The organism is Leifsonia sp. LS1, from assembly GCF_020521355.1.
Classification (GTDB): Bacteria; Actinomycetota; Actinomycetes; order Actinomycetales; family Microbacteriaceae; genus Leifsonia.
Genome location: NZ_BPER01000007.1, coordinates 45,679 through 65,447, shown reverse-complemented (window position 1 = coordinate 65,447; position 19,769 = coordinate 45,679). Strand labels below are relative to the sequence as shown.

The following is a 19,769-nucleotide window of genomic DNA, read 5'->3' as shown; positions in this document are numbered from 1 at the left end:
CCGGAGTCCCCGCTCGCACCGGGACCGCCTGTCGCGGGTCAGTGCGCGTAGACGTCGATCGGTGCGGCGAGCGGCCCGGGCGGTGCGAGAGCGAACGCACTCGTCAGGCCGTCGCCGGCGAAGGTCACCCCGCCACGCAGGCCGTCCGCATTGGTGACCGTGTAGCGGTTCGCGCTGAGCCGGATGTTCGCCGCGCCCTCCGCGGGGACGACGAGGTCGGTCGGTTTGCCGCCGTCGGGCGTGACCGTCACCTTCTGGTCCTTCTCCGACGCGTTGGCCAGGTGCAGCGTCCCGCCTGCGCCGGACGGGATCGCGGCGAGGAAGGTGTCCCGGAGCGGTTCGGACGAGACGAACCAGGCGAAGTCTCTCGTCTTCGTGCCGATCGACGTCGTCCGCGCGGCCGCGACGACCGGGACGGAGGAGTTGACGGTGACCGTGTAGCTGCCGTCCTTGAGGTTCTCCAGCGGGACCTCGGCGACGTTGCCGGCCTTCACCGTCTGCGCGTACGACGTGCCGGCCGCGGTGCCTTCCTCCCCCACCGCGCCGATGGTGACCTCGGCGTCCTTGTCTCCCGGGACGAAGATCCGCACGGCGGGGAACGCCACGCCGACGCTCTCGCCCGACTGTGCCGCGGTCACCTTCGCGAGACCGGCGATCGTCATGCCGGGGATGACCTGCTGCCGTGAGGGAGCGCCGGTGCCTCCCGTGAGCTCGGCACCCTGCGGCTGGATGCCCTGCTCGAAGCTCTGCTGCATCGTGGCGACGACCTCGCCACCCGTCGTCTGCACGTGCACGACGGGCGCGGCGGCGGCAGGGGCCAGCCCGGCGAGCGGGACGACCTTCTGCCCGCCGGCGGGCACGACGATGCCGGTGGCGCCCGGCGCGCTGACGGTGCCCGTCTCGGTGTAGATGCTGAGCGACACGGTCGCATCGACCGAGGTCGGGTTGGCGAGCAGGACGAGACTCGTCTGGCCGAGCGAGGTGGCGCCGGCCACGAGCCACGTGTCGGCGGCGGGCTCTGCGCAGGCCGCGGAGGTCAGGCCCGCGAGGTCGTCGGAGGCCGCGTTCTGCAGCTGTGCACCGGCGAAGAGCGGAGGTGTGCGCGATCCGTGCGGGGTGCTCACCGTGAGAGCCTGGGGCGTCTCCGACCCGTGACCCCCGTCGGAGTCCGGCTTCAGATCAGTGACCTGCACGTCGGGCCCGTCCGTTCCGTAGCTGGTCGTCGCTTCGCCGATCGGGCTGGCCTGTGTGGCGGAACCGGAGTCGGCGGCGAGAGCCAGGACGGGACCGGGGCACACCCGCTGCTGATCGGCCGGGACCGGGCGCACGGTGGCCGCCGGGGCGCCGATCGCGAAGTCGGGCAGCGGGAGGAGGGTCGCACCCGCGATGGCGACGACCGCCACCCCGGCGCCGATCAGGCCGCCCAGCGCGCGCGCGCCGATGCGGGCGATTCCACGCTTGTCAGCCACGGTCGCCTCCTGGCTCGGTCACGCGTCGGGGTCGGATGATCGTCTCCTCCAGTCCGTCGTCGAGGGTGGTGGGCTCGTCCACCACCGGCACGGGGCGGGTGGGAAGCCTGGATTCCGAGGACGGCGTCGCGCCGCCCGCGACGGCCGTGTCCTGCTCGGGGGCGTCCGGCAGGGCCACGGCGACCGGCGCCGGCCCGACGACCGGGACGCGGTCCGCGCCTGTACGCTGCTCGGCCGGCGGCGTCGGCGGGAGTGCTGGGATGACCGGTGCCGACTCCGGCTCCGGCCCGTTCTCGGGCTCAGGCTCGTGCCCGGGGTCCGACTCCGGCTCCGGCTCCAGCCCGGGCTCCGGCTCCGGCTCGACCGCGCGGCCCTCGTCCTCGTCCGCGGACTCGACGGCGGCCTCGTCCTCCGGCTCGGCCTCGTACTCGTCGAGGCTCTCCTCCGCGATGGTCTCTTCGCCCGCGACGGGCGCATCGGGGCGGTCGTCGGGCTCCACAGCCGTGATGTCGTCGTCGCCCCCTCTGCCCTGGGCGCGGCGGGCGTTCAGCTCGGCGACGCGGTCGGCGGAACGCGTGGTGGGGATGGACAGCAGGAGCGTCACACCGATCACGATGCCCTGGACGAGCAGCACCAGCACTCGCCAGATCCCACCGGCATCGGTCGGGATCTGCGCGGCGGGGGGCACGGTGCTCGTCCCCCGGTCGAACGCCCAGAGCGCTCCGCTCGACGTGGTGCCGACGCTGGAGAGCACAGGGTTGGCGTCGAGCGCGACGGTGGCGCGGGTGGAGGTGGCCGACGCCGTCGTGCTGGCTCCCTCGTCGAGAGCCGTCGCGGGAGGGGCGAGCAGGACGAAGTCGATGCCGAGCTGCTTCAGCTGTGACGTCGCGTCGAATCCGCTGCGCGATGCGAGGTTTCCTGCGAGGGTCGCGAGGCGCTTCTGGTCCGCGGTCAAAGAGCGTTCGGTCGTGCTCAGCGTGGACTGGTCGTCGAGCGTCTGCCCGCTGCCCCGCACGACCTCGGCGGCGATGCCGCCGTCGGGTTGCGGGGTGATCCGGAGCGTCCCGGTGCGTGGCTGGGTCGATGCTTTGGCGGTGACGACGGCCGGCATGGTGCGGCCGTCGCTCTCGCTCACCACAGCGTCGTCGCGGTGTGCCATCAGGGCCACGGGCGTCGCGACGATCGCGATCGCGACGATGCCGGCCCAGGCGGGGTAGACGGCCGCGCGCCCGAGCGCCGAGAGCGCGAGCACTGCGGCGCCCGTCAGCCCGAGCCAGTAGAGGCTCACGGCGGTCCCCGGCCAGATCGGCACGACCGTCCCTCCCGTGACGGCGACCTGGAGGTGCAGAGCGGCCACGGCCGTCACGAACCCGGTCAGCGCGACGACGAGGGCGACGATCGCACGGACCGTCCCGCGCAGGAAGAGCGCGAGGAGGGCCAGGATGCCGAGAGGGGCGAGGAGCACCGCCACCACGAGGGTGGGCGCCTGGGCGAAGCCGTTCCCGGCGAGGAGCTCGTGCCAGCCGCCGAGGAGGCCGTCCGGGAAGCCGAGCGCCAGCTGCCACGCCGGTGTCTGCCGGGTGTCGAGGGGCACGCCGGGATCGGCCAGGATCGACAGCCAGGCTCCGCGCGCGCCCTGTTGCCCGACGAGCGGGCCGAACAGCACGACGGCGGGCAGGGGGATGAACGCTATACGTGCGGCACGCCGCCCGGCGAACACGATCGCGGCGATCCAGGCGACCACCAGGGCCGGGATCAGGATCGGTGCGCATGCGGCCGTCGCCGCGGCGAGCAGGGCGGTCGTCGCGCTCGCGGCCCACGATCGGCGCGCCGCGAGCCCGGCGAAGAACAGCCACGGCAGCAGCAGGTGGGCGAGCACGGCCGACGGGCGGCCGTCCTGCATGGCCAGCAGGAGAGTGGGGGCGAACGTGTAGACCAGGGCGCCGAACACGCGCAGCATCGTGCGGGACGTCAGGCGCGCAGCCGCCAGCCAGGCGCCGAGCGCGGTGACCGGCAGAGCGACCAGGTAGAGGACGACGAGGGAGAGCGACGGCTGCCAGAAGGTCAGCGAGCCGAGAATGGCGAGCACCGCGGAGAACGGATCGGCCGCGCCGGTGAACCCGAGGCTCACATCCCGCCAGCCGTAGCCGAGATTGGCCCAGAGCTGTCCCACGGAGGTGTCCAGCGGAAGCAGCCCGCCGCCGGAGAGTGCGCCCGAGCCGACGAGCGGGAAGAACATCGCGACGCCGACGACGAGCGCGATCAGGACGGTCCAGCCGCCCCCGGTGGCGAAGAAGTCGAGCTCCTGCTTCTCGCCCTGCTGCGAGACCAGAGCGGCCTCCCGCTTGAGCGCGCGCGCCCGCCGGACCTCTGAGAACGGGATGCGCAGCGGCGCCACCGCAGCCCAGGTGACGGTGCGGCTCCGCGCGAGTCGCCGTCGCGCAGTGCTCACCGCGAGCCCGGAGAAAGCGACCCGGAAGGCCGCGGCGAGTTCGCCGCCGATCGATCCCGGTTCCTTACGCAGGAGACGCAGCAGCGAGCGGAGGATGGCGAGCGGCACGAGGCTGAGCCAGTGGAACGGCACCGCCCCTCCGGGCGCGTAGGCCATGCGACGGTGCAGCTGGGCGGCGCGACGCTCCTTCACCAGACGGCGGCGTATGCGCCACTTCGGCGAGAGATTCGGGCCGGCCAGTCCGTCGCCGCCGATGGCGACGCGGGCCTGCGCGACCAGCGTGACGCGGAAGCCGGCGAGCCGTGCTCTGGTGCAGAAGTCGAGGCCGTCGTCGGCCGTCGGCAGGGCGGGATCGAAGCCGTCGAGCGCCTCCCACAGCTGCTGACGGACGAGCATGCCCGCGGAGGAGACCGCGAGGACGTCGGTCAGTCCGTCGTGCTGCGCCTGGTCGAGTTCGTTCTCGACCAGCGGCACCGAGGCGCCGAACGGAGTCATCGTCTCGCCGAACTCCCGGATGAACGCCGGGTCGTCCGCGTCGACGAGCTTCGGTCCGACCACCGCGACCGACGGGGAGACTTCGAGCGCACCCAGCAGGGCGGCGAGCGCCTCGGGCTCGGGCGCGGTGTCGTGCGCCAGCAGCCAGATCAGCTCGTCCGAGGAGGTCGTGGGGGGCAGCACACGGACGGCCGTGGCGATGGCGGCGCCGAACGGGAGGCGCTCGGGGACGCTCAGCAGCTGGGTCGGGCCGGACTCGGACAGCAGGCGCGCTGCGTCGTCGCTCGTCGCGCAATCGACGGCGATCACGGCGTCCGGTCTTCTCGTCTGGGCCGCGAGGGCGTCGAGAGTGCGCTCGAGACGGGGGCCGCCGCTGTGGGCGACGACGATGGCGGTGACTCTCGGATACATCGGGAGTCAGCCTAGGTTGGGGTCACGCCGATCCCGGTAGTGCCTCGGGCGCGGCGTGGATTCGATCGGGTTCAGCCGGCGCGCTTGCGGAGTTTGCGTCGCTCGCGCTCCGACAGGCCGCCCCAGATGCCGAAACGCTCGTCGTTCGCCAGCGCGTACTCCAGGCACTGCGACCGCACCTCGCAGGAGGTGCAGATGCGCTTCGCGTCGCGCGTCGATCCGCCCTTCTCGGGGAAGAACGCCTCGGGGTCCGTCTGCGCGCACAGCGCGTCCGACTGCCAGGCGAGAGGATTCTCCTCCGCGTCGTCGGCGTTGGCCCGCACACCCGGGACTCCGAGCCGGACCGGATCGATGAACCAGTCGTCGGGTACCCCAGAACGATATTCAGGAACTGTCATATCGGTCTCCCCCACCCCTCCTACTGTCGACTGCTAGCGCACGCATTATGACGTGTCGGAATAATTACACCGTTGTCATTCGCGTCCGTCAAGTCGCGAATCGTAAAGCCTTAAGCCATGGTCGAGACTTCACGACGCGCCGACCGTCGACAACAATCGCGACACGCCCGGGCGTTCTACCCCCGCGGAGGCGGTGTCACGACGCCGCCTGGCGTGCTTCCCAGGCGCTGCGCACCATCTGCTCGAGGGTGTGGCGCATCTTCCAGTCGAGATCGCGCGCGGCGAGCTCACCTGAGGCCACGATCCTCGCGGGATCGCCCGCCCGTCGAGGCCCCACTTCTGGGGTGAAGGCGATCCCGGTCACTGCGGCGACGGTGGACATGATCTGTCCCACACTCACGCCGTCGCCGCTGCCGAGGTTGTAGACGGGCTCGATGGACTCCCCTGCGTCCAGGCGCTTCGCGGCCGCCACGTGCGACACGGCGAGGTCGGCGACATGGATGTAGTCGCGGACGCACGTGCCGTCGGGCGTCGGATAGTCGGTGCCGTTGATCCGCGGAGTGCGGCCGTCGACGAGGGCGTCGAAGACCAGCGGAAAGAGATTGTGCGGACTGGTGTCACGCAGCGCGACGTCCCCGGAGCCGACCACGTTGAAGTAGCGGAGCGACGTGTGCCGCAGCGCTGCGGCGACTCCCTGGTCGCGGAGCAGCCACTCGCCGATGAGCTTGGACTCGCCGTACGGCGACTCCGGGCTCTTGGGCGTCGTCTCGGTGACGATGTCCACATCGGGCGTCCCGTACACCGCCGCGGAGGACGAGAACACGATCGCGTCGACCCCGGCCTCCTGCATCGCCGCGAGCAGCACCGCCGTGGCGGTCACGTTCTGCTCGTACGTGTGCAGCGGCCGCTGCACCGAGACCCCCGCGTACTTGAAGCCGGCCACGTGCACGACGCCGGTGATGGGGTTCTCGGCGAAGACGCGCTCGAGCAGGGCGCCGTCCAGGATGGTGCCGCGGTAGAAGGGGACTCCGGACGGGACGAACGCCTCATGTCCGCTGGAGAGGTCGTCCACCACCACCACGTCGATGCCCTCGTCGCGGAACGCCCGCACCACATGCGAGCCGATGTAGCCCGCTCCTCCGGTCACCAACCACGCCACGGACGATCCTCCCGATCTGCTCGACTGTCGAGTCCAGGAGAACCCTATCGCGGGCGGATCACACGAATGCCGCCTCCCCGGTGATGGCGCGGCCCACGATCAGGGTGTTCATCTCGCGGGTCCCCTCGTACGAGTACAGCGCCTCCGCGTCCGCGAAGAAGCGCGCGACGTCGTACTCGAGCACGATGCCGTTGCCGCCGAGGATCTCGCGGCACCAGGCGACGGTCTCGCGCATCCGGGCGGTCGCGAACGCTTTCGCGAGCGCCGAGTGCTCATCGCGCTGCTGCCCGTCGTCGAGCATCTGGGAGACCCGGGTGCAGAGTGCGATCGAGGCCGTGATGTTGCCGATCGACTTCACGAGGAGGTCCTGGATGAGCTGGTGCTTGGCAATCGGCTTACCGAACTGGACCCTCTCCTGCGCGTAGAGCAGGGCGGCCTCGTAGGCACCGACCGCCACCCCGACCGCCGCCCACGCCACTTCGGCGCGCGTCAGGCGCAGCACGGCCGCCGTGTCGCGGAAGCTGTTGGCGTTCTGCAGGCGCAGGGACTCGGGGACGACCACGTTCTCGAGGGTGATGTCGGCGTTCTGGACCATGCGCAGCGACTGCTTGCCCTCGATCTTCGTGGCCGTGTATCCGGGCGTGGAGGTCGGGACGATGAAGCCCTTCACCTGGCCGTCATCGGCGCTCTTCGCCCAGATCACGGTGATGTCGCTGAAGGTGGCGTTGCCGATCCAGCGCTTCGACCCGTTGAGGATCCAGTTGTCGCCGTCCCGTGTGGCGACCGTCTGCAGCCCCTGCGCCGAGTCGGACCCGGAGGTCGGCTCGGTCAGTCCGAAGGCGCCGATCACCTCGCCGCTGGCGAGCTTGGGGAGCCACTCGGCGCGCTGCTCCGGCGAGCCGCACACCCCGACCGCTCCGAGGGCGAGACCGTTCTGCACGCCGACGTAGGTGCTGACCGAGGCGTCCACCCGGGCGAGCTCGAGGGCGACCCAGCCGCGGAACACGGCCGAGTTCTCGAACGCGGCCGTCTCGGGGAAGCCGAGACCGATCGTGCCCGTGCCGTGCAGCACCTCCACGATCTGGTGCGGGAACTCGGCGCGCTCCCAGTATTCGTTGACGATCGGCTTGATCTTCGTCTCGAGCTCCGAGCGGAGGTTCACGAGGAAGTCCTTCTCCCGCTCGCCGAGAAGGCTCTCGAAGCCGTAGAAGTCGCTCGCGAGTGTCTCGAAGGCCATGTCTGCTCCAGTGCGTCCAGGGGTCGGCGGGCCGCCGCGCGGCCAGCGCCAGCCTAGGCAGCGGTGCGCCGTCGCACAAAGCGGTTGGTAGTTTGATCTAACCGGACCGAAGGGATCACGACGGATGTTTGTGCGCATCGGCAACACGCCGCGGGACTACGCCTGGGGATCGCGCACCGCGATCGCCGAGCTGCTGGGCACTCCGCCGAGCGGACACCCCGAGGCCGAGCTGTGGCTCGGCGCCCATGCCGGCTCGCCGGCTCGGATCCTCGACCCCGCGCAGACCGGCGGGGCCGCCGACCTCGCGGCCTGGGCGGAGACCGCACACCTGCCGTACCTCCTGAAGGTCCTGGCCGCCGCAGGCCCGCTCTCGCTCCAGGCGCACCCGTCGTCCGAGCAGGCCCGCGCCGGCTTCGAGCGCGAGAATGCCGCCGGGCTGGCCGCGGACTCCCCCGAGCGCAACTACAAGGACCCGTTCCACAAACCGGAGCTGATCTTCGCCCTCTCGGATCCGTTCGAAGCGCTCTGCGGCTTCCGCGACCCGGCTGCGAGCCGGCGGGCCCTCGACACCCTGGCCGCGGTCTCCGGCGACGGGCGGATCTCGGCGTTCGCCGCCACGCTCGACGGCGACGCCGGCGCCGTGCTCCGCCGGGCCACCGAGTGGCTGCTCGGCGGCGACCCGGCCGTCGCGGGGCTCGTCGACGCCGTCGTCTCCGCCGCACGAGACGCCGACGGGCGCGACGCCGACACCGTCCGGATGCTCTCGGCGGCGTTCCCCGGCGACCCGGGCATCGTGCTCGCGCTGCTGCTCAACCGCGCGACACTCGCACCCGGCCAGGTGCTCTATCTGCCGGCCGGCAACATCCACGCGTACCTCTCGGGTCTCGGCATCGAGCTCATGGCCGCGTCGGACAACGTGCTGCGCGGGGGTCTCACCCCGAAGCGGATCGACGTGCCCGAGCTCGTCTCCATCCTCGACTTCGCGCCGATCGTCGCGACGCCGCTGGCTCCCGAGCACCCGGCGGCGGGGGTCGAGGTCTTCCGGCCCGACGTCCCGGACTTCGCACTCGAGCACATCGTGGTCGGCGGGGACGTCATGTCCGCACCGATCGAGCTGCCCGGGACCGCGATCGCGCTCTGCACGTCGGGCGCCGTCGAGCTGACCGGGGCGCAGGGCGGGACGCTCACCCTGCAGCGGGGGGAGGCGGCCGTCGTGACCGCCGACGAGGGCGACCTGACCGCCACCGGCGCCGGAACCCTCTTCGTCGCCACACCCAACCGGTGACGGACCGCTCGGGGCCCGGCGACCCGCGGGTCGGCTATCCTGCCCGGGTGACCACCGCTTCCTCGCCGCTCGCCGCGCGCAGCCGCGCGGCCCGGACGACGACCGGGACCGCGGCGTCCGTCTTCGCCTCGCTCCTGCTCTTCACGCTCTTCGCGGGCGACTTCTGGCGCAACCTGATCAGCTGGCCGGGCTACTTCGTGCTCGCCGCGCTTCTGGCAGCGGGGAGCGTGCTGTTCCTGGTGCGGCTGCGGCCGGCGTTCCGCTGGCGCAAGGCGCCGAAGACACTCGGGCTGTTCCTGCTGCTCGCGGTGCTGTCGATCGCGTGGTCCTCCTATCCGGGCGCCAGCGCTCTCGGCGTCCTCGCCCAGCTGGCGACGACGACGGCGGCGGTCTTCCTCGCGCTCTGCCTCAGCTGGCCGGGGCTGGTGGCCGCGCTGAGCAACGCGTTCAAGTGGATCCTCGGCCTCTCCCTCGTCTTCGAGCTGATCGTCGCCGTGTTCGTGCGGCGGCCGGTGCTCCCCCTCACGCCGATCCAGCCCGTCCCGTCCGGCAGACTGCCCTCCGCGTTTTACTGGAGCCGGGATCTGCTGTTCCACGGCGGACCGATCCAGGGAATCCTGGGCAACAGCAACCTCCTCGCCATGGTGGCGCTGCTCGCGCTGATCGTCTTCGGAATCCAGCTCGCCGATCGTGCGCCCCGCCGCGGCGTCGTGATCACCTGGCTCGTCGTCGCCGCACTGACGCTGGCGCTGACCCGGTCGTCGACCGTGATCGTCGCGACGCTGGTCACCGCCGTCGTGCTCGGTTTCGCGCTGTGGACGCGCCGCGTCGCCCCGAGCCGGCGCCGCCCGGTCTATCTCACGGCCGCGGCGACGGCCATCGCGGCCGTCGCGCTCATCGCCATCTTCGCTCCGCGCGTCCCCGCACTCCTCGGCAAGAGCGAGGATCTGACCGGGCGGCTCGACATCTGGGAGAAAGTGATCGGGCTCGCGCAGCAACGCCCGGTCTTCGGGTGGGGATGGGTGAGCTACTGGGCGCCCTGGGTCTCGCCGTTCCACGACCTCGCCGAGCGCAACGGCGTGGTCTACCTGCAGGCCCACAACGCCTGGCTGGACGTCTGGCTGCAGCTCGGCGTCATCGGCCTGATCCTCTTCGGCCTGCTCATCGTGAGCACGCTCTGGCGCTCGTGGTTCACCGCCGTGGACCGGCCGCGCGTCGACGTCGCCGACCGGCTCCCGTACACCGCTTCCGCACTGCTGCCTCTGCTGCTCCTGGCCGCCCTGCTCGCCCAGTCCCTCGCCGAGAGCCGCATCCTGATCGAGGCGGGATGGACCCTCCTCGTCGTGCTCGCGGTGAAGACGAAACAAGCCGCACCGTAGGATTCCAGGTATGGCCGAACCGCGCACCCCCCGGGTCCCCGCCGCGGTGACCGAGTTCCTGGGGTCGGCCCGCTTCAACTCGGCTCTCGCGCTCGTCGCAGTGGGCACCGCGTTCTCGACCCACGCGATCCGCGCCCTGATCGGCTGGCCCGGTCTGATCGGCGTGCTCGGCGGCCTCGCCGTGCTCGCCGCGATCTCGTTCGTCGCGCAGTGGAAGCTGATCGAATGGCACGGCCTGCTCCCGGTGTCGGCGCTGCTGTTCGTCGGCTGGTGCGCGCTGTCACTGCTGTGGAGCCAATACCAGTGGGCGACTCTCGCCGGCGTCATCTACCAGCTGCTGTTCGCGTTCCTCGCCGTCTACATCGCTCTGGTCCGCGACGCCATCCAGATCGTGCGCGTGGTGGGCGACGCCCTGCGCTTCCTGCTGACCGTCTCCCTCGCCCTCGAGGTGCTCAGCGGGCTGCTGATCGATCTGCCGATCACGTTCCTCGGCATCCAGGGCAACATCGCCGTCGGCGGACCGATCCAAGGCCTCTTCGGCACCCGCAACCAGCTCAGCATCGTCGCCCTCATCGCGTTCGTGACCTTCCTGGTCGAGCTGCGGACCCGTTCGGTGCGCCCGCCGCGTGCCGCGTTCTCCATCACCCTCGCCGTGCTCTGCATCCTGCTCGCCCACTCGCCCGTCATCGCGGCGGTCTCACTCGTCGTCGGACTCGCGACCTTCGCCCTGTACCTGATGCGCAAGGTTCCGGCGCACCAGCGCACCTTCGTGCAGTGGGGCCTCGCGATCCTCACCGTCGCCGCGCTCGTGCTCGCGTACCTGTACCGCACCCGCGTGATCGACCTCCTCAACGCGCGCGCCGACTTCCAGGTGCGCTACCGGCTCTGGATCCAGATCTGGGAGCTCATCCCGGTGCAGCAGAGCGTCGGCTGGGGCTGGGTCGGGGCGTGGCCCACCGAGCTGTACCCGTTCACAGCGATCCAGTCGGCCACGGGGGTCTACCATTCCGACGGCTTGAACGCCTATCTCGACGTCTACCTCCAGGTCGGCATCATCGGGCTGCTGCTCTTCGTGGCCCTGATCGCGCTGGCGTTCGTCCGCTCATGGCTCCTGGCCTCGAACCGGCGCAGCGTCGTCTACGCCTGGGCGCCGCTCGTGCTCGTCGCCCTGCTCGTGACGAGCGTGTTCGAGAGCTCGATCCTGGTGGAGGCGGGCTGGCTGCTGCTCATCGTCTGCACGGTGAAGGCGTCGCAGGGGATGAGCTGGCGGTTGCGGCTGCCGCGCCGCGACGCCGCGTGATGCCGCGACGGCGGGATCAGGCGGGCTGCAGGAGGTCGCGGAGCACGTCCGCCCTGCCCCGGCTCGCATAGCGCTCGTAGAGGCCGGTCCTCGCCAGACGCAGCACGGGAAGCGCCCGGCGCAGGCGATTCGCCGGGAACTCGGCCCGTGTGCGTTCGAACGACGCCTTGGCCCTGGCCTCGGCCAGCTGCTCGTCGGAGACGCGGTCACCGAGAGCGGCGAGCCGATCCGCCAGCACGGCGAACCGGCTCGCGAGAGTCCGGTTGCGCTCCCCGCGGGCCTCGAGGACGCGGCCGATCTTGCGGGACAGGGTGGGTGCTCCGACGCCGATCTGGTTGGCACCATGCTGCCGGTAGTCGATCGTTGCCGCCCGGACGACACCGACGCGACCGGTCGCCGCAGCGATCATGGCGAGCCACTCGTCGTGCACCCAGTCCGCCGGGAACGGGGTCGCGAGGTCGAGCAGCGAGCGCCGGAAGACCACGGTCGCTCCCGTCGCCAGGTTGCGGCGCAGGAACGCCTCGAACGCCCTCCCGGACTCCTCGGCGGCGAACTCGTGCGGCTGGACCTCCAGCGATTCGAACAGCGTGCGCCCGAGCGGACGACCCTCCGCGTCCACCAGGTCGGCATCGGTGTGCAGGAGCACGAGGTCGGGGTCGGCTGCGAAGCGTTCGCGCAGCACGGCGAGGCGGTCGTCATGCCAGCGGTCGTCCTGATCGCTCAAGGCGACGAGCTCCTGGGTCACAGCGCTCACCGCGCGCTCGAAATTCGCCGTGACACCGAGGGGCGCGCCCGTCCCCTCGAGCACCACGATCGGCACGCCGGTGCCGTCGGCGGCGCGCCGGACGATCTCGAGGCTCCCGTCGCGCGAGCTGTCGTCGGCGACGACGACCTGCTCGGCCGGCGGCTCCTGCTCGAGGATGCTCGCCAGCTGCTCGTCGAGGAACCGGGCACCGTTGTAAGTGCAGAGCGCGATCCCGACCGTCGGGAACCCGCTCATCGGCGCTTGAGGACCACCGAGAGCACGCCGAGGAACATGCCGGCCATGATCGTCTGGGCACCCAGGATCATCAGAAGCGAAGCGGGGATGGCGATCCGGAGCGTGGCGTCGGCATCCAGGGCGCCGTACCCGCTCCCCGCCCAAAACGAGAACTGCACGATCGCGACGATGAGCCCGAGCACGAAGATGATGACGCCGACGATCGCGGCCGACTCCAGGCTGATCCTTCGCTCGAGCCGATCGAAGTTGCGGCTCCTCGGGATGCGGAAGCCTTCGTGCTGCGCGTAGATCTTGGTCAAAATGGCGAACAGAACCGCTTGGTAGCCAACGACGGACAATGCGGCGAGATACACCTGGCTGGAGATGTCGAAGCCGATGTCGCCGATCACGAGTGGACCGAGACTCAGGAAGAAGGTGCCGAGGATGCCGATGAGGAACGCGACCGTACCGGGCACCAGGAACAGCCACCGCGGACTGAAGATGAGAAGGAACCGCAGGTGACGCCAGCCGTCCCGCCAGCTCCGAAGGTGCGGGGGCCTCGACCGGCCGTCCTTCTTGAGAGTGGTCGGCACCTCGCTCACGCGGCTGCCGCCGAGCGATGCTTTCACCACCATCTCGCTCGCGAACTCCATCCCAGTGGTCTGCAACTTGAGATCGAGGATGGACTGACGGTTGAACCCGCGGAGCCCGCAGTGGAAGTCCTTGATGGGGGAGCGGAAGAAGATGCGGCCGATCGCAGAGAGCACCGGGTTGCCCAGATACTTGTGCAGAGGCGGCATGGCCCCGGGCTCGATGCCTCCGCGGAAGCGGTTGCCCATGACGAGTTCATCGCCCGCGCGCAATCTTTCGAGGAACGCGTCCAGATCGGAGAAGTCGTAGCTATCGTCGGCGTCACCCATAATGACGTACGTTCCACGGGCGGCGTTGATACCGCCCAAGAGCGCAGCGCCGTACCCCTTCTCAGGCACGTCGACCACTCGAGCACCAAGTTCTCTGGCGATCTCCTGCGAACCGTCGGTGCTGCCGTTGTCCGCGATCACGATCTCTCCGGACACGCCGCTGCTCTCCAGGTAGCCGGTGGCTTTCCGGATGCACGTCGCCAGCGTCTCCGCCTCATTGAGGCAGGGCATGACGATCGTCAGTTCGATCGTGTCGGTCTCAAGCATTGCGTACGTGGCTTCTCTCGGAGTCGGATGAGGCGATCCGATCCTAACCGGTGTCGCCCGCTGAACCCGTCGACTCCCCGGGGATGCGATAGTGGACGGGTGCGTGAGAAGGGAATGCCGTGACGACATCGGTCGACGTGATCGTGCCCGTGCACGGGAACTGGAAGGTCACGGAGACCTGCCTACGTTCCTTGGCCGCACAGACACACGAGCACCGGGTCGTCGTCGTCGACGATGCGAGCCCTGACGACACCCTCGAACGGCTGCGCGAGCATCCGCACGTCGACGTGGTGGCGCTCGAACGCAACTCGGGATTCGCCGCCGCATGCAACGCGGGGATCCGTCACGGCACCGGCGACATCGTGATCCTCGTCAACAACGATGTCGTCGCCGACACCGCGATGATCTCCGAGTTGGTCGCAGCTCTCGACGCGAATCCGCACTGCGGCTCCGCCGTTCCCGTCCTGACGAAACCGGACGGGCGGATCGATGCGTACGGCCTGTGTGTGGATCCAACGCTGGCGGGTTTCACCCGCTTCAACGGCGCTCAGATGGACCAGGTGGACTCCGACAAGGGATGGCGGTTGCTCGGCCCTTATGGTGCGGTGGCGGCTTTCCGCCGCTCCGCCCTCACTGAGGTCGGCCTGCTCGACGAGGCGATCTTCATGTACGGCGAGGAGCTCGACCTCGCGCTGAGGTTGGATGCGGGAGGCTGGCCGACCACCGCCGCGCCGCACGCGCGAGGTGTCCATCTCGGCGGCGCGACCTCGGGCCGCTCGTCCGCGAGCCAGCGCCGCCGTGCCGGCTTCGGTCGCGGGTACCTGCTTCGCACCTACGGTGTGCTCACCGGCCGGTACGGTCTGCGTGCGGTCGTCACCGAACTGATCGTGTGCGTCGGCGACATCGCGCTCTCCCGCGACTTCGCATCCTTGAGCGGACGGATCGCCGGCTGGCGCGCCGGCAGAACGGCGCAGAAACGCTCGCGAGCGGTGTCCGCCGTCGACCGACGGATCGGTTTCGTGACATCGCTTCGGCTCCGCCTCGGAGACAGACGCGCCTGATGAGTACCGAGCTCCCTCCGGAGATCAATCTCCGCCGCGCCGCGATGTCCGTCGTCACGCTCGTCGGCGGTGTCTCGCTCGCGGTCATCCCCGCGGCGACGATCGCCATCGCCTCCCACATCTTCACCCTCGAGGAGCAGGGCGCAGTCGCCGTGGCGAGCATGATCGCCACCTTCGTCGGTCAGGTGACGTTCGCCGTGGTCGTGGAGTCACGGCTGAGCTCCGCAGCAACGGAGCGCCGGGTCGTCTTTCCGCTCTGGCTCGCCGGGTTGTCCCTCCTCGCGGCGGTCGCCGTTGCGGTCGGCTACCACAATGCGTGGGTCCTGTGCATCGCCCTCCCGGTGCTCGTCGCGTCGCTCGAAGTCGGCCGCGGCGTTTCGGTCGCGGAGCATCTGGAGGTCCGTGAGATGTGGTCGGCCCTGGCGGTGGGCGCTGGCGCGCTGTGCGGAGTGCTCTGCGCGTTCGCCGGGTTGGACTGGGCTCTCATCCCCCTCGTCGCCGGTATCCTGGCCGCCACGGTAATCCGCTCCCGGCCGGTCGACCACCGAGCGTCTCGGCCGGAGCCCCGTGTCATGGGCTGGGTCGTGACCGACGTCGCCGTCACGGGTGGGGTCTACCCGACGCTGAACGCCACGATCCTCGCGCTGCTCGGCCCCGTCCAGGCGGTTCTCTTCACATCGATCAGTACGGTCTCCGGGTTGCTCGCCATCCCGCTCAACTACCTGCGGCTGCGGCTGCTCAAGGACCACTCCCGCCTGGACATCGTCCTCGCGACAGCAAGTGTCGTCGCGGCGATCGCTGTGATCTTCGTGTGCGAATGGCTCGGGATCTTCGGCTTCGTGTTCTCCCACGCGTGGTCCACCAGCGCCACCGCCCTTCCTCTGCTCGTCGCCTGCCTCTGGCGTGCCGCCTCCCTCGCCACCACCATCCCGTTCGCGAGCCTGCGGCGCATGGGCGAAGCGAAGCTCCTCACCCTTCTTCGTGCCCTCGTGGCGGCGATCACGTTCGGGGCCGCGCTCGCCGCGGTGGCCCTCGACGATCTGGTCTGGGTCTTCGCCGTGCTCCTGGCGGGCGAACTCCTTCAGGCGATCGTCTACGAAGTCGCCCGCCGACGGGTCACGGCTCGCGCGGAGCGGGCGGTCCGCTAGGCTATGCCGATGCCCCGCGTGCTCGTCGACCTCCTGTTCTTCACCGGCACCAAAGGCGGCATGGAGTCCTACGTCGAGCGGATGTACTCCGCGATGCCGGAGGGCACAGGCTTCGACTTCACCGCGCTGATCTCGCGGGAGGCGGAGTCGATGGACCTGAGCTGGTTCCCCGGTGACGTCCTTCCGTCGGGAGTCAGCGGAGAGAACCGCGTGGCATGGGCCGTAGGGGAGATCCGGAATGTGGCGCGCGCAGCCCGGCGGATCGGCGCCGACCTGATTCACTCCCCCGCGAACCTCGGGCCGATCCGCACGAGTGTTCCGCTAGTCCTCACCGTGCACGACGTGCTCCCGTTTGTTCACCCCGAGTGGGTGCCCGGGCGGTACGGAGCCGCCTTGCGCTGGCTGATACGTCGCGCCGCGAAGGCGGCCACCCGTCTCGTCACCATCAGCGAGGCGTCGGCCGCCGACATCACGCGGGAACTGGGCGTCCCGCGCGACCGTATCGACATCGTGCCGCTCAGCGGCGATGATGATGTCGCACCGAGCGGCTCCCCCGCCGCCGCCGAGCGCCCCCTCGCTCTGATGATCGGCAACAGGATGCCGCACAAGAACGGGGAAACGCTCGTACGCGCTCTCGCCGCTCTCGAGCCCGACCGCCGGCCCCGACTCGCGATCACTGGCGGCGTCGCCGGACGCGACCCGCTCCGCGAACTCGCGACCGACCTCGGCATCGAGCCTGACATCGACTTCGTCGGATGGGTGAGCCCGGGCGAGCTCGAGGACCTCTTCAGGCAGTCCTCCTTCGTCGCATTCCCGACGCGGTTCGAAGGCTTCGGGATCCCGGTCCTGGAGGCGATGGCTCGTGGACGCGCGGTGGTGTGCTCCGACATCCCGGTCCTCCACGAGGTCGCAGGCGATGCTGCGGTCTACCTTCCGCCGACCGACACGGCCGCCTGGGCTGAGGCACTCGCCGAGCTCCCCTGGAATCGCACGCGGTTGCACGCCCTCGAGTCGGCAGGGGTTGAGCGCGCCCGGGAATTCTCCTGGCAGCGGACGGCTGGCGGCGTGCTCGACGCCTTTCAGCGCGCTCTGGCAGAACGGTAACGCTCGAGCACCTCGTCGATCGAGGCGTCGAGGCTCCTCGCCGACCGCGAACGCTCGTACCAAGCGCGGGACGACGACCGCAGGCCTGCGCCCCCTCGAAGCGCGGCAACGATCGCGCCGCCCAGGTCTTCGGGGGCGGTCGAGGCCGCGACATACCCGTTCACACCATCCTCGACCAGCTCCGCCGCTGCGTTGTCCTCGCCGGCGACGACGACGCTGGGCGTGCCGCGCGATGCCGCCTCGGCGACAACGAGCCCGAACCCTTCCCGGCGGGACGGATTGACGAGGACTCCCGCGTCGCCCATCAAGCGGGCCAGTTCCGTGTCCGAGACGCGTCCGAGCAACTCGACATCGATGCCGGCATCTGCCGCCGCCTCCTGCAGCCGCCCGGTCTCCGAGCCGGCACCGGTCACGAGGAGGCGCACATCGGGGAATGAGCTCGCGACCACGGCGACGGCTGCAGGAAGGACGTGCAGTTGCTTGTCCGGGATGTGCCGTCCGGCGAACAGGATGGTCGGCCGGGGGCGTGCGGGATCGGCCGCGCCCCGATCGGGCACAAGGTCCACCAGTCCCAGAACGACACCCTCACCGTCGCGCAGCCGGGAACGGGCCCGGTTCAGCGTGAAGGTGCTGTTGACGGTGACCTCGTCGCTTCGACGCAGGCCGGCCCATTGCACAAGGAAGGCGACAGAACCGACGAGTACGCCCGAGTACTGGCGCCACTTGCGGTACGTCCACACCTCGAGCCAGTCGGCGACGAGCCAGGCCCGACGGCCACGCAGCGCCAGACGTGCGGCGAAGACGTTGAGCGGCGGCAGCGCGCTGACGATCACGATGTCATAGTCGTCGCGCCGCCGACGAAGCTCCCGATGCACGGCCCTGGCGAACCCCGCCGCCGCCGCCGGGAGCCGGTCCCCCTGCGCGTTCGCGACATCCCCTGACCAGACGGGCACGATCCGAAAGGCGGCTTCGGGGGTGTCGCCCTCCCATTGCGTTCTCGTGAGGTAGTCGACATGGTGCCCGCGCGCGGCGAGACGCGACGCGATCTCGGCATACACTCGCTCGCCGCCGCCGGTCGTGAAGGGGTAGAGGCAGTCGTAGACGATGGCGACCCTCGGGAGCCCATCCGCGCTCACGTCGTCGTCAGCTCCCGGATCGAGGCATCCGAACGGGCGAGACGCTGGGCCGCCGCACCGACGAGGACGACGAACGCCGCCGACGCGATGAGGAAGAGCGCCAGAAGCACCGGCCAGCCCAGTGGCGGCTGCCACTGGGGGTCCTTGAGCATCTGTCCGATCGGCTCGGCATTCCCGATGACATACCGACGAAGGGTGAGCAGAAAAGCGAGAGCCCCGAAGATCCAGAGGAGCGCGCCGATCGTCCAGGTGAGACGCACGGACAGGAACGCGATCCGATCGCCCCCGCCTCGGGACAGCACCCAGGCGAACAGGAGGATCACCGACAGATACAGGAACAGCCCGTAGCGTCCCTGCCAGATGATTCCCGTCTGATGGACGCTGGACGCCTGCACGAGGACGGGCAGGAGCGCCGCGACACCGACCGCGATCACCAGGACGACGAATTCACGGCGTCGCGCCGTCGCGAGGGCGAGCACGGCGAGGACGGCCAGCGCCGCGACCGCGAACCAGAACGCGTAGCCGGGGAGCGGGGCGTCGAACCAGCCGAAGTATCCGAGAGCCTCGACGGCGAAGCGTGGTGTTGCCCGAACCATGTACGTCGCCCCTTGGAGGAAGCCGGCGTCCACGAGCGGCGCGTCCGCCTTCTCCGCTTGGCCGGAGAGGCTTCCGCCTGCAAGCGTCCAGCCGATGGAGAACAGCCCGCCGGCGGCGATGATCGCGAGCCAGATGTAGCTCCGCGCCGTCACGAACAGTCCGCGGACGGACTGCCAGCCGCAGGCCACGAAGCAGAGCGCGACGATCACCACCACCCAGAGCGGACCGAGCGCACGGGCATTCGCCAGGAGGATCGCCGCCACCGTGACAATGGCCCAGAGGTGCCCTCTGCGCAGTGCGGACGGCTCGAAGCGGGCCGGATCGAATGTCCCCAGCAGTCCGAGGAGGCCGGCCGTCAGTGCGACGGCCGAGACGATCTCCACCCCGTTGGGGTTCACCGAACCGTTCAAGTAGCCCACCATCGGCAGCGCGAGGAACCCGAGGCCGGCGGGCAGCCACCATGCACGGCGCGAAGCCGTCGCGGCTTGGAAGGCCGCGGCGAAGAGCAGACCACCGAGGATCGCGCTGGCGATCCTCATGGCGTAGATCCCGGCGGGACCGCCCAGAAACAGGCTCGGCCAACCGACCAGGTAGTAGTAGATCGGGTTGTAGGTGCTCACCCAGCTCGCGGCCTCTGTGGCACCGCGCGGATCGCCGACCTCGATCCCGCACGAAGCCGGGACCTCCGAATGGTAGACGAAGCACATCGTCTGAGAGCTGAACGAGAACTGCTGCGGCAGGTCGACGACCAGATGCCGCACCCCGGCCTCGCGGTGGCCGACGACCTCGCCGTGCACCTGGCCGATCGCCTTGATGACGTGGGCGCTCTCATCCGGAACCGAGAAGATCGGCGACGCGAGTGCCCACGACACGGCGACAGCCGTGAACGCGACGAACGCGAGCCAGAAGACCGTCCATGAGCCCGCGAGGCCCCGGCTTGTCGCCCCCCACGAGGCCTCACGCGAACTCACA

General features: G+C 70.2%; 15 protein-coding genes. 6 read left to right on the top strand and 9 right to left on the bottom strand.

Going from position 1 to position 19,769, the window contains the following annotated elements; translation table 11 throughout:
• Positions 1-38: 38 nt before the first annotated feature.
• From LLS1_RS13585 to LLS1_RS13565, 5 genes are all read right to left on the bottom strand, one after another.
• Positions 39-1,469: a DUF5719 family protein gene (locus LLS1_RS13585; RefSeq protein WP_226656307.1), complete on the bottom strand. Its 1,431-nt coding sequence runs from the start codon at positions 1,467-1,469 to the stop codon at positions 39-41.
• Entirely contained in the window at positions 1,462-4,827 is a 3,366-nt protein-coding gene (locus tag LLS1_RS13580) for a glycosyltransferase family 2 protein (RefSeq protein WP_226656305.1), read from the bottom strand. Before LLS1_RS13580 ends, LLS1_RS13585 begins: the two co-directional genes overlap by 8 nt.
• 71 nt (positions 4,828-4,898) lie before the next feature.
• On the bottom strand, positions 4,899-5,225 hold the full coding sequence (locus LLS1_RS13575) for a WhiB family transcriptional regulator (RefSeq protein WP_223360054.1): 327 nt from the start codon (positions 5,223-5,225) through the stop codon (positions 4,899-4,901).
• Positions 5,226-5,421: 196 nt separating this feature from the next.
• Positions 5,422-6,384, bottom strand: coding sequence for a UDP-glucose 4-epimerase GalE (gene galE, locus LLS1_RS13570; protein WP_226656303.1), 963 nt, complete (start codon positions 6,382-6,384; stop codon positions 5,422-5,424).
• A gap of 58 nt (positions 6,385-6,442) precedes the next feature.
• Positions 6,443-7,621: an acyl-CoA dehydrogenase family protein gene (locus LLS1_RS13565; protein WP_226656301.1), complete on the bottom strand. Its 1,179-nt coding sequence runs from the start codon at positions 7,619-7,621 to the stop codon at positions 6,443-6,445.
• A gap of 124 nt (positions 7,622-7,745) precedes the next feature.
• On the opposite strand from LLS1_RS13565, the gene manA reads away from it, so the two are divergent.
• The 3 genes from manA to LLS1_RS13550 are packed head-to-tail and all read left to right on the top strand — an operon-like array spanning position 7,746 to position 11,585.
• Positions 7,746-8,906, top strand: coding sequence for a mannose-6-phosphate isomerase, class I (gene manA, locus LLS1_RS13560; protein WP_226656299.1), 1,161 nt, complete (start codon positions 7,746-7,748; stop codon positions 8,904-8,906).
• 47 nt (positions 8,907-8,953) lie between these two features.
• Positions 8,954-10,285, top strand: a complete 1,332-nt coding sequence (locus tag LLS1_RS13555) for an O-antigen ligase (protein ID WP_226656297.1) — start codon at positions 8,954-8,956, stop codon at positions 10,283-10,285.
• Between the two features lie 10 nt (positions 10,286-10,295).
• The gene (locus LLS1_RS13550; RefSeq protein ID WP_226656296.1) at positions 10,296-11,585 is read left to right on the top strand and encodes an O-antigen ligase; all 1,290 of its coding nucleotides are present in this window, start codon (positions 10,296-10,298) and stop codon (positions 11,583-11,585) included.
• Between the two features lie 16 nt (positions 11,586-11,601).
• Here LLS1_RS13550 and LLS1_RS13545 read toward each other — a convergent pair whose 3' ends face one another.
• Together LLS1_RS13545 and LLS1_RS13540 are read right to left on the bottom strand one after the other, a co-directional pair.
• Complete coding sequence (locus LLS1_RS13545) at positions 11,602-12,585, bottom strand: glycosyltransferase family 2 protein (RefSeq protein WP_226656294.1); 984 nt, start codon at positions 12,583-12,585, stop codon at positions 11,602-11,604.
• Positions 12,582-13,751 (bottom strand): glycosyltransferase family 2 protein, encoded by a 1,170-nt coding sequence (locus LLS1_RS13540; protein ID WP_226656292.1) that lies wholly within the window; start codon positions 13,749-13,751, stop codon positions 12,582-12,584. Before LLS1_RS13540 ends, LLS1_RS13545 begins: the two co-directional genes overlap by 4 nt.
• A gap of 119 nt (positions 13,752-13,870) precedes the next feature.
• Between LLS1_RS13540 and LLS1_RS13535 the strand changes: the two genes are divergently transcribed.
• Genes LLS1_RS13535 through LLS1_RS13525 form a run of 3 tightly spaced genes read left to right on the top strand, consistent with a single transcriptional unit; the run spans position 13,871 to position 17,064 of the window.
• On the top strand, positions 13,871-14,812 hold the full coding sequence (locus LLS1_RS13535) for a glycosyltransferase family 2 protein (RefSeq protein ID WP_226656290.1): 942 nt from the start codon (positions 13,871-13,873) through the stop codon (positions 14,810-14,812).
• Complete coding sequence (locus tag LLS1_RS13530; RefSeq protein ID WP_226656288.1) at positions 14,812-15,960, top strand: hypothetical protein; 1,149 nt, start codon at positions 14,812-14,814, stop codon at positions 15,958-15,960. The genes LLS1_RS13535 and LLS1_RS13530 overlap by 1 nt, the downstream gene beginning before the upstream one ends.
• A gap of 9 nt (positions 15,961-15,969) precedes the next feature.
• The gene (locus tag LLS1_RS13525) at positions 15,970-17,064 is read left to right on the top strand and encodes a glycosyltransferase family 1 protein (RefSeq protein ID WP_226656286.1); all 1,095 of its coding nucleotides are present in this window, start codon (positions 15,970-15,972) and stop codon (positions 17,062-17,064) included.
• Here LLS1_RS13525 and LLS1_RS13520 read toward each other — a convergent pair.
• Positions 17,040-18,200, bottom strand: coding sequence for a glycosyltransferase family 4 protein (locus tag LLS1_RS13520; protein ID WP_226656284.1), 1,161 nt, complete (start codon positions 18,198-18,200; stop codon positions 17,040-17,042). The two genes, LLS1_RS13525 and LLS1_RS13520, sit on opposite strands and share 25 nt — an antisense overlap.
• Complete coding sequence (locus LLS1_RS13515) at positions 18,197-19,768, bottom strand: DUF2142 domain-containing protein (RefSeq protein ID WP_226656282.1); 1,572 nt, start codon at positions 19,766-19,768, stop codon at positions 18,197-18,199. Before LLS1_RS13515 ends, LLS1_RS13520 begins: the two co-directional genes overlap by 4 nt.
• Between the last annotated feature and the right edge of the window lies 1 nt (position 19,769).